General features: G+C 67.1%; 13 protein-coding genes and 1 tRNA gene. 6 read left to right on the top strand and 8 right to left on the bottom strand.

From position 1 onward, the window contains the following. On the bottom strand, positions 1–1623 hold the full coding sequence (gene istA, locus FZ046_RS26820) for an IS21 family transposase (RefSeq protein WP_070351832.1): 1623 nt from the start codon (positions 1621–1623) through the stop codon (positions 1–3). 339 nt (positions 1624–1962) lie between these two features. Between istA and FZ046_RS26815 the strand changes: the two genes are divergently transcribed. Together FZ046_RS26815 and FZ046_RS26810 are read left to right on the top strand one after the other, a co-directional pair. Beyond that, positions 1963–2319 (top strand): helix-turn-helix transcriptional regulator, encoded by a 357-nt coding sequence (locus FZ046_RS26815; RefSeq protein WP_070351812.1) that lies wholly within the window; start codon positions 1963–1965, stop codon positions 2317–2319. 262 nt (positions 2320–2581) lie between these two features. Continuing rightward, entirely contained in the window at positions 2582–3445 is an 864-nt protein-coding gene (locus FZ046_RS26810; protein WP_083298022.1) for a hypothetical protein, read from the top strand. Between the two features lie 3 nt (positions 3446–3448). Here FZ046_RS26810 and FZ046_RS26805 read toward each other — a convergent pair whose 3' ends face one another. From FZ046_RS26805 to FZ046_RS26795, 3 genes are all read right to left on the bottom strand, one after another. Continuing rightward, positions 3449–3919 (bottom strand): transposase, encoded by a 471-nt coding sequence (locus tag FZ046_RS26805; protein ID WP_070351811.1) that lies wholly within the window; start codon positions 3917–3919, stop codon positions 3449–3451. A gap of 76 nt (positions 3920–3995) precedes the next feature. Next, on the bottom strand, positions 3996–5558 hold the full coding sequence (locus tag FZ046_RS26800; protein ID WP_070351810.1) for an AICE element replication initiation protein: 1563 nt from the start codon (positions 5556–5558) through the stop codon (positions 3996–3998). A gap of 134 nt (positions 5559–5692) precedes the next feature. Beyond that, complete coding sequence (locus tag FZ046_RS26795) at positions 5693–5890, bottom strand: helix-turn-helix transcriptional regulator (protein ID WP_083298021.1); 198 nt, start codon at positions 5888–5890, stop codon at positions 5693–5695. Between the two features lie 187 nt (positions 5891–6077). On the opposite strand from FZ046_RS26795, the gene FZ046_RS26790 reads away from it, so the two are divergent. Together FZ046_RS26790 and FZ046_RS26785 are read left to right on the top strand one after the other, a co-directional pair. Continuing rightward, on the top strand, positions 6078–7289 hold the full coding sequence (locus tag FZ046_RS26790) for a tyrosine-type recombinase/integrase (RefSeq protein ID WP_070351809.1): 1212 nt from the start codon (positions 6078–6080) through the stop codon (positions 7287–7289). Between the two features lie 20 nt (positions 7290–7309). After that, a tRNA-Leu gene (locus FZ046_RS26785) sits at positions 7310–7383 on the top strand. A 23-nt stretch (positions 7384–7406) separates the two neighbouring features. Here the strand turns inward: FZ046_RS26785 and FZ046_RS26780 are convergent. After that, positions 7407–7778, bottom strand: a complete 372-nt coding sequence (locus FZ046_RS26780; protein ID WP_070351808.1) for a malate dehydrogenase — start codon at positions 7776–7778, stop codon at positions 7407–7409. A 101-nt stretch (positions 7779–7879) separates the two neighbouring features. Between FZ046_RS26780 and FZ046_RS26775 the strand changes: the two genes are divergently transcribed. Next, positions 7880–8383 (top strand): nucleoside deaminase, encoded by a 504-nt coding sequence (locus FZ046_RS26775; RefSeq protein ID WP_070351807.1) that lies wholly within the window; start codon positions 7880–7882, stop codon positions 8381–8383. Between the two features lie 245 nt (positions 8384–8628). Next, positions 8629–9321 (top strand): GAF and ANTAR domain-containing protein, encoded by a 693-nt coding sequence (locus tag FZ046_RS26770; protein WP_070351831.1) that lies wholly within the window; start codon positions 8629–8631, stop codon positions 9319–9321. 7 nt (positions 9322–9328) lie between these two features. Here FZ046_RS26770 and FZ046_RS26765 read toward each other — a convergent pair whose 3' ends face one another. From FZ046_RS26765 to FZ046_RS26755, 3 genes are read right to left on the bottom strand one after another with little or no spacing between them, the layout of a single operon-like run. Continuing rightward, positions 9329–10288 carry an SIS domain-containing protein gene (locus FZ046_RS26765; RefSeq protein WP_070351806.1) on the bottom strand — a complete coding sequence of 320 codons (960 nt, stop codon included), beginning with the start codon at positions 10286–10288 and terminating at the stop codon, positions 9329–9331. Continuing rightward, a complete protein-coding gene (locus tag FZ046_RS26760; RefSeq protein WP_070351805.1) occupies positions 10285–11469 on the bottom strand; it encodes a glucosamine kinase in 1185 nt (394 codons plus the stop codon). Before FZ046_RS26760 ends, FZ046_RS26765 begins: the two co-directional genes overlap by 4 nt. Continuing rightward, complete coding sequence (locus tag FZ046_RS26755; protein WP_070351804.1) at positions 11462–12760, bottom strand: glycosyltransferase; 1299 nt, start codon at positions 12758–12760, stop codon at positions 11462–11464. The genes FZ046_RS26760 and FZ046_RS26755 overlap by 8 nt, the downstream gene beginning before the upstream one ends. Between the last annotated feature and the right edge of the window lie 45 nt (positions 12761–12805).

Raw genomic sequence — 12805 nt, 5'->3', positions numbered from 1 at the left:
TCAGCAGGTCCCCTCGGAGTCGGCATTGGCGATGACGGTCAATGATGTTGAGGTGGTGCCGAATTCGGATGGATCGCGCGAGAACCGGGTAGCGGTTTGGCCGACGGCCAGCGGCAGTGCCGGGATCGTGTTCTCGGTGGCGCGCTCGAGCATCGAGGCGATCTTGTTGACCGAGACGACGTCGAGATCCAGTGCCACCGAACATGCCTGCTCGACACGCTGCGCGCCGTAACGGCGCACCAGGCCCTGGAGTCGGTAGACGGTGCGCATCCGCGTCCACGGCAGCGGATCGTCGAGGATGCGTTCGGCGTAGATCCCGACGTTCGGGCCATAGGCGGCGCAGGTGGCGATCAGCGTCGTTAAGTCCCGCAGCGCGTAACCGACTTTGTGTTCGGGTAGATCAGCGCGGTCGGTACTGCGGCCTCCCGCAGGCTGACGAGGATGGACTTTGACCAGCACACCGCGGTGATAGAACTTCACCAGCTCACCGTCAGCACGCACGTCGAGGGTGTGCCCGATCCACTGCTCAGGAAGCGAGTAGAGGGCTTTAGCGACCTCGGCGTGGAAGTCGCGGTGCACCTTGACCGCTTTGAACACCGGCACGTCGTAGGCCCCCGGCACCGCCAGCAGCAGCGGTTGCTCCTCGGTGGTGAACACCTCCACCGGCCGTGCGCAGGTGGTGCCGTGGATGCGGGTCCCGGCAGTACGAAGACACCACACGGTGACAGCCTGCTGCGCCTGCTCAATACTGGCGAATGTTTCACCGTCCCAGAAGTTTCGGCGCACGTACTGCACCGCACGCTCCACTCGCGGTTTGTCCTTTGGGGAGCGCACCCGAGCCGGGTCGGTGAGGAACCCGACATGACCGGCGTAGTCGAGCCACCCCTGGGTGAATCGGGGATTGACCGCATCAGCGGCGGCGATCACCGGCTTGAGGTTGTCCGGGATCAGCACCGCGAACACCCCTCCGAAGAACTCCCACGCCGCCTGACATCCGGCGATCACCGCCACCAGGGTCTGCGAGTAGGTCAGCCACACGAACATGTGCCGGGAGTAGACGGCGGTGAAGATCAGCGCGTGCACCTTGCGGCGCCGCCCACCATCGGCGTCGGTGAGCATCCCGAGGTAGCCGAAATCGATCTGGCATTCCACCCCGGGATCCCCGTCGGCGACCCGCACCGTGGTGTCCTTGCGGCCGAAACCGCAACGCTCACCGGCGAATCGGTTCAACGTGCGATACGGCACCACGCACCCCTGACGGGCCAGCAGGGTCTCGATCTTGGTGATCGTCAACGGACGCTGCTCACCCTCGCCGGCCACCCACGCGGTGATCTGGTCCTCGAACCCCAGCAGCTGTTCCCACGCTGCGCCGTGGCCATCCGGGCGTACCGGGCGCACCGCGTCGGCGACAGCCCCGATCAACCTGTCATCGACGGCCTCAACGCCGTCGCTGCGGTGCAGACCAGCCGCTTGCGCAGCCTCGACGTAGCGGCGCACAGTTTTGCGGTCCACGCCGCAATGCGCGGCGATCGTGCGGTAGCCCGGTGCCGGTAGCCCGGCGACCCCCAGCCACACCCGCAGCACTTCCCTGATCTCGTTCACACTGACCTCCCGAAAAGCCATGCCCGCCGCCTCCGTGACTTCGACCGTCACGGCGATCAAACGAACAGATGAAGGGACCACCGACGCGACGCGCCGGTGGTCCCATAACTGGCAATCCAGGTGGTCCCATCACCCTGGCAAAATCAGCTCACACTGGTCCCATCCTCCTGGCAGACGACAGGTTGATTCGCGACCTTCCGTCCCGGAGTGCAAGAGGTGTGTGGTTTCGAGCGTGGGTAGCCAGGACGGGTGGTGCCGTCGCACACAAGCTGGGCAGGACGTAGCGCTGTACGGCTGCAGGTAGGCTTGATTCTCGGGCATGCGGGAGCGCTGAGCAGAGGTTCGCGGCAGACTTAGGGTGTGGCCACGATTGGAACAACCAAGGCTCTCCATGTCGAGGGAATGGCGGGGAACCTGCTCAGGCTGGCGAGAGCCGAAGCCGAGATGTCGCAGCGCGAACTGTCTGAGGCCGCTCACGTCGCCGAGACGGTGATCGCTGAATTCGAGTCTGGTGCTCTCCAGCCGTCCCTGCCGGAATTGGCGAAGATCCTCGCCGCAGTCGACCTCGAGATGCGGATAAGGCTGGCTCTCTACGACGATGACGACGACGTACTCGATGCCACCGAAAGCCGCCTGACGCCAGACCAACGTGCACGCCGCCGTGACAAGCAGGACGCTTTCAGCGAGGCCCTGCGCGGAGGACTGGATGCCGACTAATCACGCACTTCTCGGCCTGCGCAGCGGTGGCTGTGAATCGGAGTTCTGTTCACTAGCGTGAGCGGTGATGAGTGGCGCTGCGGCCGATGATCAGCACGCCAATCGCCGCTCGGCAATCGCGTCCAGGGTCCACCGGACATCGCGCAGTTGAGTGGGGTGTGATGACGGCATTCACGCCCGCGCGCTGAGCGAAACAAACTTTTGGGCCCAATGTGCGCGCTGTGGTGGACCGATTGCCGGTCTGCTTCGTAGGTTTGCAGACATGAGCGCGAACGAGAAGCTGCGGGCCCGGTATCGAGCCCGTGAACTACAGCGCAAGAAGAACGAGGAGCGGGCCCGCCGCGATCGAGCCAATGCGGCCGGCGCCGAGGAGATCCGGGCGATTCTTCACCGACTTGGCGCCGTCGACACCTGGGAGCGCAAGCGTTTCGATCACGCCGCCGAGAACATCCGCGCCGATGCGGTGAAGAGGCGGTCAAGTCACTTCCGTGGACTGCAGACCGTCATCGAGCAGATGCGCGGTCGCGGTCAAACGTTGGCGCAGATCGCTGAACTCGCCGGCCCGGATGGTCGTGAGCTTCAGGCCGTGCTGCGGCGGGCACGATCCGGTGATGCGGGTAGGCAGGGTCCGCCAGCTTCGTCGGAGACGAGTGGACGACCCGACTCCGACCCGATAGGCCTCGATCCGCGCTCAAAGGATGCGCCGGCGGGATCACCAAGCGGCGGCGCAGGTGGTTACGACCCGACGCGGTGCATCCGCTGTGATGTAGCCATGCTCGATGAAGACGCTGCTCCTCGACGCGGCCGTCGCCGGCTGTACTGCTCCGATACCTGTCGTCGGGACGCATCGGCAGCACGCAACGCCGCACAGCGATATGGGGCGCCGATTCGCGTGATCGAAGTTCCGAAAGCCGCGGATTCGCAGCAGCGCGAGGCAGAAACAGCCGAGCCGAGCCAGGCCGTCGCACCGATGGACGCCGCGAACAAAGTCCTGGACGACGGTGAGGCTCTCCGGGAGTTGCTTGCTCGCGTGGCGGAGCAGGCTCGACTCAAGAAGCTTGACCGTGCCACACTGACGGCGGCGCGTGAGCTGTCCAATGCTGTTCATCCGCACCGTGGTTGGTGATGATCACCTGATTCGGCGACGCCCGCGTCCTCGCGTTCTTCGCGAACGGCGTGCGGCGGGACTACACCCGGTCATGCTCGAGACGGTACGGCCGGCGGTGTGGATCGCCTTCTGGGCGAGGTCTTCGGCAAGGTACGCGATGCAGCACTCCAAGTCGTAGACGGCTGCCTTGCGTGCTTTGTTGATCATCTCTGCCGCGTCCTCCTGGTGAGGCATATATCCGTTCTGTCGGCAGAACCGGTCGATCACGACGTCGCTGGCGTCGTCGAACTGCGTGACCAACCGTTGAGAATCGAAACTGGCCCATTCTTCGACGTACTCTTCGCGTTCTTCCGGGGTCCAGAATTGCGGGAAGGGCAGATGTGCTCGATAGAGGTCGCGGATCGCGACATCAAGCTGGCCGGACAGGCTGATCTTGGGCCAATCGCTGACTGCGGCAGTGGCAAAGTTCTCCAGGTCGTCGTGCAGGCTCATGACAGCTGCTCCCTCCAGGCTGTCCTGATACTGCCTGCAGGCACCGACAAGTCGAATCTTCGACAGCAGGTGTCCCTTATGCGGAGAGGTTGTTGCGGTGCTCGTCGGTGAGCGAGGTCGCTGGCTGCTGGGGGCCGGGCACGGCGGGAGGGCCAGGCCGTAGGAGCGAGGGCCGCGAGGTTTGCGAGGCTTGGTGAGCAGCTACATCTTTGGGCGGCGGGTAGATGGTCCACAGCAAGACGTTGCGGTGGTTGCGTGCCCCGTCGTCCTCGATGACCCATCCGAGTTTCCGCAGCGCCGGTGCGTGCCTTCTGAGCAGGCTCGTGACGTCGCGGCCGTTCCTGGGCCATTCCTTGGGTCGTCGCCAGTCACCACCAGTCGGCATGGTCAACGCGAGCAGGTCGACACCGGACTTCCCGCACAACGGTTCGCGGGTGTGGTGGCGTAGGTGTTCGATGAACGGGTCGGCGGAGAGGCTGTCCTCGGACAGCTGATCCGCACGCGACATGTAGCGACGCAGGCCATCCGATAAAAGAATCTCGTCGACGCACGCCAGCACGCGACCGAAGTCCGCCATCCGTGGCGCATCGTCGAGTTGGATGGTCTCCAGACGGTGATGCACGCGAGCAGCCAAATCGAGAAGCCCACTCAGGATGCCCGGTAGTGCCTGGTGCCACTGTTGCCTCATCGTGGCCTCCGCCTTTCGCGCGTGGCGGTCAATGCGTCGTAAATCGATCATCGCCATGCGTTCAGCGAGGTCGGGACGCACCGCGCCGACGTCGATGCCATTGATGATGATGCAGCGGCGGAACTTGACCACGGCGAGGTCGGCATCGGTGTAGAGCGCACGTTTGACGTTGCCGTCGCCGGTGGCGGCGCGGCACAGCGAGTCCGACAACCAGGGTGGGATTGCCGACAGATTGTCCAGGGCGACAACCCAGGAGCCGGAGGCGGCGGTGACCCACGAGTCGGCGTCGCGTGGCGCCTGGCGCAGCGGAACGGGGGAGGGGTCGATGAGGTCGACCAACATGCGTGTTGTCGTGGTCTTAGCGCTGCCCTGCTCGGCGAACAGCGCCAGCACTGGGTGCGGCACATCGCCCTGGACCAGTGCCGCGGTGAGTGCCGCGAGCAGCACAGGACGGTCTGCGAGGGCGACGTTGATGAAATCCCACAACCGGTACAGATCCCCGTCCGGGGGCGGTAGGGGCATTGCCGCGGTGAGCTTGGTGCGCAGGAATCGTACGGGGGCGGTGTCAATCACCGACCAGGTGCCTGCTCGGATGCGAATGACCTTCCCGTCGGTTCGTCCGGTGTCGATGTAGCTGGTCCCGTGGAGTTCGGCAACGCGGAGATGCAGCCTCTCGGGCGGCTGGTTGGCGGCCAGACCTTCAAGGACCAGGGTGGCGTCGGTGAGGGCCTGGCCGCCGGCGACCGTCCCGGTCTCGGCGAAGTAGCGGGAGGCGAGTTCGGCGCGCAGCCCCGCCTTTCCCGCACGAAGCAGAATCGCCATATGAGGGCGGGCACGGTCAGCGCCGAAAGGCTCTCCGTCTTCGGAGACGCCGAGGAGGTACCGCTCTTGAGCCATGGCTACCAGGCGCGCGGCGACTGACTTCTTGTCGCTCTCATTGTTGGCGCTCATGGGTTTTCCCGCGTGCGGTGCTTCTGTGGGCGGGCATGACGGGCTATTCTCATGGGGGACTTCCGGTTGAGCGATCGGGTGGTTCGAACGAAATACCTCGGGCTAGACCCCGAGGTCTTTCTCACGAGTGAGCATCACGCGGCGTCGCCGCCTCCGCGTCGGGTTGCGCTCTCCCGCTCGGAGATCCATCGCAGAACCTCATCGCGTCGATACACGACCCGGCGGCCCAGTGTGAAGCTCGCCGGACCGATATCCGAATGGCGCCAGTATCGCAGTGTCCCAACTGGCACGCCGGTTAGATCCGAGACTTCCTTAGCTCCCAGTAGTTCCATGAGATTCCTCCTGAATCACGATTGACTTAGCTGAGCCAACAGTGACCGGGAACACAGCGACCTGTCCACCACCGCAGCCACATTCGTAGAAAAGTCGTCCATATCGCGCGGATCCGAACGAAGGGGGCACCTGGCTGCGGGGTGCGAAGCGGATCAGAACGACGGATCGCTGCGGTACGGTTGATCTGTGATCACCCGGAACGAACGGGCAGGAATCGACGACCGCTGGCACAAGCGTGTCAAGGACCCGAACGGGACGATGCGCACGGAGCGGTCCGCGGTCTACGGCAAGGTCTCGCGATGGCGTGTCAGATGGGTCGACGGCACAGGGGCTGAACGCACCAAGAGTTTCCAGCGCAAGCCGGATGCGCAGGCATACCTCAACGGACTGACCGCCGATCTTCAGCGCGGTGAGTATGTCGATCCGCGGAAGAGCGCGGAGACGTTCGGGTCGGTCGCCGAGCAGTGGTTCGCCACCAAACAGCACCGTAAGCCGAAAACCGTCGCCGGCTATCGCTCGTTGCTCGACACCGTGGTGCTGCCGAAGTGGGAAGGGGTTCAGCTGAAAAGGATTGACTACGAGTCCTATTCGTCGTGGCTGGGGTCGCTGTCGGTGGATGGTGGGCAACGCGGTGCCGGCCTGTCGGCAAGTCGAATCACCCAAGCCCATCAGCTGGTAGGCGCTGTTCTCAAGTACGCCCAACGGACTGGCAAGGTGACGAAGAACGTCGCGTTGGAGATCAAGCGGGACGAGGATCTTCCCGAGCAAGCCGAGCGTGAGCGGCGCTACCTGAGCCATGCCGAGTTGTTGATGCTGGCCAAGGCCGCCGATCGGTTCGAGACGCTGACGCTGGTCCTCGGTTATTGCGGGCTGAGGTTCGGCGAAGCCGTTGCGTTGAGGCGCCGGCATGTGGGGGACCGGGTGCTGACCGTGCGCTCGTCCGCAACCGCGGTCACTGGCAAGGGCATCGTGGAGTCGACGACCAAGACGAAGCGGGATCGTCACGTGCCAGTGCCCGAACCCGTCTGGAACAAACTCAAGGCAGAGCTACCCGCCGACCCGAACGCGCTGGTGTTTCCCAGTCGCAAGGGCGGGTTTCTTCCACTCGGCGAATACCGCTGGGCATTCGACAACGCGTGTGCAGACGTTGGCATCGAAGGGCTGGTACCGCACGGCCTGAGACACACCACCGCGTCACTGGCGATCAGTGCAGGCGCTAACGTCAAGGTCGTGCAGAGACTCCTGGGGCATGCAACGGCGGCCATGACGCTCGATCGTTACGGCCATCTGCTCAACGACGATTTGAGCGGTGTGGCCGATGCGCTGGGCAAGGCCATCGACAGCACTGCGGTATCACTGCGGTATTCAGGACGCCACGGAAAGGCTGAAACGGCCTAAAGTGTCCTCTGAGCTGCAAAGCCCCCATAGCCCAATTGGCAGAGGCAGCGGACTTAAAATCCGCCAAGTGTCGGTTCGAGTCCGACTGGGGGCACGACGGAAACGAGTCGTCCCGCGCTAACTCAACTGCCCCTTCGCCGCATACACGTCTGCCGCACCGATCACCGACAGCCCGGCCAGTGCGATGGCACCGCGACGCTTGTCGGCGCCACGGCCGGCGAGGCCCTTCAGCAGCAGCGCCACGTCGAGGACGTCGCCCAGCACCCGGGTCCAGACCAGCGTCGGCGACCCGGCGAGCACCGCGGCACCGTGGGCGCACTCGCGGGCGCCCAGCGCACGGATGACGGTGCGGGTCCTCCCGGTCGGTCGCACGCCCGCGAGCGACGCCACCGCGTCCGGGGCGAGCAACTCCGAGGCGCCCAGACCGAGGCTGGCGAACCCGAGTCCGCGGGCCAGTCCGTCGGTACGCGCTGCCGTGGCATGGGTCATCGATTCGTCCTCCCGTTGATTCCAAGGACCCGGCGTGTACCCGCCGACGGCGCCCGCACGCGTCCGAGTCCGCACGCCGAAGCGCCACTAGCATCGCGACCGTGACCGACTTCGCTCAGCGCACCATCGATCTCGCCCGCCGGAACGTCGCCGACGGCGGTCGGCCGTTCGCCACGGTGATCGTCCGCAACGGCGACGTGCTTGCCGAGAGCGCGAACCAGGTTGCCCAGACGCACGATCCGACGGCCCACGCCGAGATCCTCGCCATCCGCAAGGCCTGCACCCGCCTCGGCACCGAGCACCTCGTCGGCGCCACGATCTACGTCCTGGCCCACCCGTGCCCGATGTGCCTCGGCGCCCTCTACTACTGCTCGCCGGACGAGGTCGTCTTCCTCACCACCCGCGAGGAGTACGAGCCGCATTACGTCGACGACCGCAAGTACTTCGAGTTGAGCACCTTCTACGACGAATTCTCCAAGTCCGCGGAGGACCGTCGCATGCCGATGCGCCACGAACGCCGCGAGGACGCGCTGCGCGTCTACGCCGAGTGGCAGGAGCGCAACGGCGGCGACCGTCACGTCGCCGACGTGCCGGAGACCGACTGAAGCGGCCCTCGACGATAAGGCGTCAGCGACAAGCCGCATCGCGAAGACAACGAGTCCAAACGCGACTCGTTGCCGCACTCGCCGCTCCGGTGGAATAGTGGTGAGCCGAGGAAGCAGCCCCTCCCGCTGTAGCAGGCTGTCCGCCGGCGGAGAGGGCTGCACAGAGGGGAGACGCGAGACCATTGATCGCACAGTCCAGCGAATCCAGCGAGGGGCCGCGCGACGCGGACTGGCCGGACCACGCCATGTCCGTCGAGCGCGAACACATGTACTCGATGCTGCAGCAGGTAAACGAACTGCAGCAACGCGGTGACGTGGACCTCGAGACGGCGCTGCGCGAGATCAACGCCTCCAGTGTCGCCTCGGTCCCCGGCGCCCGGTACGGCGGGATCACCATGGTCGAGGAAGCGGGCATCAACACACTCGCCGCGACGCACGACTACGCGACGGTGCTCGACGACATCCAGCGTGATGCGAACGAGGGCCCCTGCCTGTCGGCGGCGTGGGACCAGCACACCATCCGCATCGACGACCTCGCGAGCGAGACCCGCTGGCCGCGCTACCGCGACGCAGCCATCGAGCGCACGCCGGTACGGTCTGTCATCTCCTTCCGCCTCTTCCAAGAGGGCAGCGCGCTGGCGGCGCTGAACTTCTACGCCGAGTCCGAGGGTGTCTTCGACGAGGAATCCGTCGAGGTCGGCCTGATCTTCGCCGCGCACACCACGGTCGCCTGGAACCTGATGCGCCGCGAGCACCAATTCCGCAGCGCGTTGGCGAGCCGCGACGTGATCGGCCAGGCCAAGGGCGTGCTGATGGAACGGTTCAGCATCGATGCCGCTGCCGCGTTCGAACTGCTGCGCAAGCTCTCCCAGCAGTCGAACACCAAACTGGTCGACGTCGCCGAGCGGCTCATCGCCCTCGATCACCCGCCGCAGTAGCCGGCGCTCAGTCCGCCCACGCCCGGGCGGCGACCAGTTCCGGCACCAGCACCTCGGTCAGCAGGCGTACGTCGTCGTCCTCGTCGCCGGGGTAGCGCACCACGCATCCGGCGCCCGGCACGTCGCCGCCCACGGCGACGACGGTGCTGCCCCGCGCCGACGTCCATTCCGCGAGCTGCGGTTCCCAAGGCGACCCGGCGAAGACCAGCAGCCGGTAGTCGGTGGTCTTGGTGAGGTAGACGTCGACGTGACTCCAGTCGCCGGTCTCGCAGCCCACCGCGGCCAGCCGCGGTCCCTCGCGCAGCATCAACGCGCCCTGCTGCGCCGAACAGAAGCGATGCGCCGGCGCCGCCAGGTGGGTTCCCGTCGGACCCAGCAGCAGCTCGGACACCTCCGGCCGCCACGCCTCCTCGGTGCCCAGCAGATGCTCCGACGCATCGGCCGCCGCGGCGACCGACGCCGCGACGGCATCCGAATACGCACCCGTCAGGTAAGCCTCCAGCGCCAGCAACAGTGCCACGGTGTGCTGATAGCTGCGGCACGCGACGCCGCCGATCTCGGGCTCGGCGTCCAGCATCACCACCGCGCCACACCGGGAGGTGATCGCCGAGCCGGGGGTGTTGGTCAATGCCACCGTCCGGACTCCGCTGCCCAAGCGGTCGAGCGCGTCGAGCGTCTCGACCGAACCGCCGCTCGCCGAGGTCGCCACCACCAGCGTCCGCGGTCCCCAGTCGGGCAGCAACTGCGACGATGCGAGTTCCGACACCGCGATGATGCCGCGTCCGCGCATCCGCGCCGCGGCCACCCCGGCGGCGTACGCCGAGGACCCCATGCCGAGGAGCACCACCCGGTCGACGTCGGGCGGCACGACCGCCGCCCACGGGTTCTCGTCGGCCAGTCGCTCGGCGAGCGTGCGCAGCACCTCGGGCTTGCGCCGGAGGTCTGCAAGGAACCCATCGGCTTTCACGGGGTGCGTCCTTCCTCGAGCAGGGCGGGCAGTGCGGCGTCGGGCACGTACATCCAGCGGGGCAGGTGCCGCGCGGCGTAGACGATCTCGCGCAGCACCTGCTGCAGGCGAAAGGCCCGCAGCGTCACCGGTTTCAACTGAGGGTCGCGGCCGAGGCCGCGAAGCCGGCTCTGGTAGGCCGTCAGGAACGCCGTTCGCGCTGCCGCATCGACCTCGGCTACGCGGGCGGCGTCGAGGTCGGTGTACCGGCGCGCCACGATGGCGCCGTGCGTCAGCGACTGTGCCATGCCGGCTACGTCGAGCGCCGCGGGGATCGGCAGCGCCCGCTCACCGGCGGGCAGCACCGGGTTGCCGTCGAAGTCCGTGACGACGAAGCGTCCGCCGCTGCGCAGCACCTGTCCGACGTGGAGGTCGCCGTGGCCGTCGAGCACTGCCGTACCAGCCAGCGTGCCGAAAACCGCGAGTAAACCAGCGATCTCGCCGCGATGGGCGGCTGCCCCGTCGTGGACGGCGCACGCAGCGTCGAGGACTGCGAGGGCCTCGTCGCGCCACCGCGCGGCGTCTGCCGCCGAGGCGACGGTGGTCGTCGATGCCAGCGCGTCGTGCATCTCGGCGACGAGGACGCCGACGTCACCGGCGGCGGCCGTCAAGGGCGTGACGTCGGGACCCGACGCGGCCCGGGTGACGAGGTCGACGGCCCAGGTCCAACCGTCGACGGCCCCGGGCAGGTATTCGTCGACGCTGGCGGCCAGCGTCTCCGCCGCGCCGTCCGGCGCCCAGGTGATCAGGCCCCACGGCTGCGGCATGCCGGTGAAGCCCGCGGCGCGCAGCACCGCGAGACGGTGCGGTGCGGGGTGCGGCCCGGGCTGCAGGTGCGTCGCCCACTTGACCACGGCGGCGTTCCCGACGATGACGGACTCGTTGGTCTGGTCGACACCCACCGCCCGTTCGCCGCGCGCGGTACGCGACGACCATCCACGAATAGTGAATGCGCCGAACGTCTTCGACTCGTCGACGTCGGCCAGCACGCCGAGCAGCGCCTCGGCGCCCCCGTCACCGGGATGCGCGCGCCGCCACCCACCGTCGCGCACCATCGGTACGGCCGAGAGCCCTTCGGCGGTCGGCACGATCGCCAGGCGAGCGCCGTCGCCGAGGTCGAGCGCGTCGACCGGCTCAGCCACCCCGGTACTCGCGGCCCACCCGCTCGATGACGTCCGCGCCGATCCGCAGGCCGTCGCGGGCGCGGATGGCTGCACCGATCGCGGCGAGGCGGTCGCGCAGGGCGGTATCGGCGAGCAGCCGGTCGACCGCACCGGTCAGGTCCTCGTCGGCGAACCGATAGGTGTCCAACCGGATGCCGAGGCCGAGTTCGTCGATGCGCTGGGCATTCTCGTACTGGTCCCAGAACAGCGGCAGCACCACCAGTGGCTTGCCGAAGTGCAGCGTCTCGGTGACGGTGTTGTTGCCGCCGTGGGAGATGACGAGGTCGACCTGTGGGATCACCGACGTCTGCGGCAGCATCTGCGCGCCGACCATGTTGTCGGTCAGCGTGATCCGCTCCGCCTGCGGACCCTTGCTGACGATGAAGCGATGTCGCGTCGTGCCCAGCACGTCGATGAGTCGCTGCATGAGTTCGACGTCCGCGCCGCCGAGGGACCCCAGGGACAGGTAGATCAGTGCACTGCCGTCCGGCCGGTCGGCGACCCGCGCGGGCAAGGGATACTCGTCGTCGGTCTCGCGGACGCTGGAGTCCATGCGGGTCCAGCTCTCGTCGAGCGGCCGCGCGTCGAGGTAGTCGGCCTCTGCCGGGTACACGTAGAGGTTGGCGGCCGGGTTCGCGGCGCCGCCGCGCGGCATGAACTCCAGGTCGGGGAGCGCGGGGCCGCCCTGCTCCCGTACCCACGCGTCGAAGTCCTCCCAGAGCGCGCGGTGGGTGCGTTCGAACTCGGCGCGGTACGCCGGCCACGCTGCCGGGTCGGCGCTCGGTAATCCCGAGAAGGGCGGCGGCACACCGGGTCCGGGAACCTCCAGCGGACTGCACGACACGATCCGCACGAACGGCGCCCCGGACGTGGCAAGTGCGGGGAAGAGGACGACGTTGTCCTCGACCAGGACGTCGGGGCGGTGCGTGGCGACGATTTCGCGCAGCCGCGGCTCGCAGTACTTCGCCCCGTCGACGAGCGCCCGATACGTCGGCTCGATGAAGGACTCCAGCTGCTCCACGGTGGGCTTGCGAAACTCCGGCGCGGTTTCGGCGATGAAGTCGGTCCAGAACGCTCCGGCGTCGTCGCCGGCCCCGTCGGGCGCGGGTTCGGCGAGGTCGACGAGTTCCTCGATGAAGCCGAACGGCGCGAGCTTGCCCGCCCACGAACTCTCGGCGGCGAAGACGATGGTGTGCCCGCGCTCGCGCAGGATCGCCGCCAAGCCGATGCACTGATTCGTCGGACCGTACGCCGACTCCGGCCAGAACATGATCGTCAGCGGTGTCGCGGGGTCGTCATCGAAGCGTGGTCCTCC

Source organism: Mycolicibacterium grossiae (assembly GCF_008329645.1).
Lineage (GTDB): Bacteria > Actinomycetota > Actinomycetes > Mycobacteriales > Mycobacteriaceae > Mycobacterium > Mycobacterium grossiae.
The sequence above is the reverse complement of the archived record's forward strand: the minus strand, read 5'-3'. Positions and strand labels throughout refer to the sequence as shown.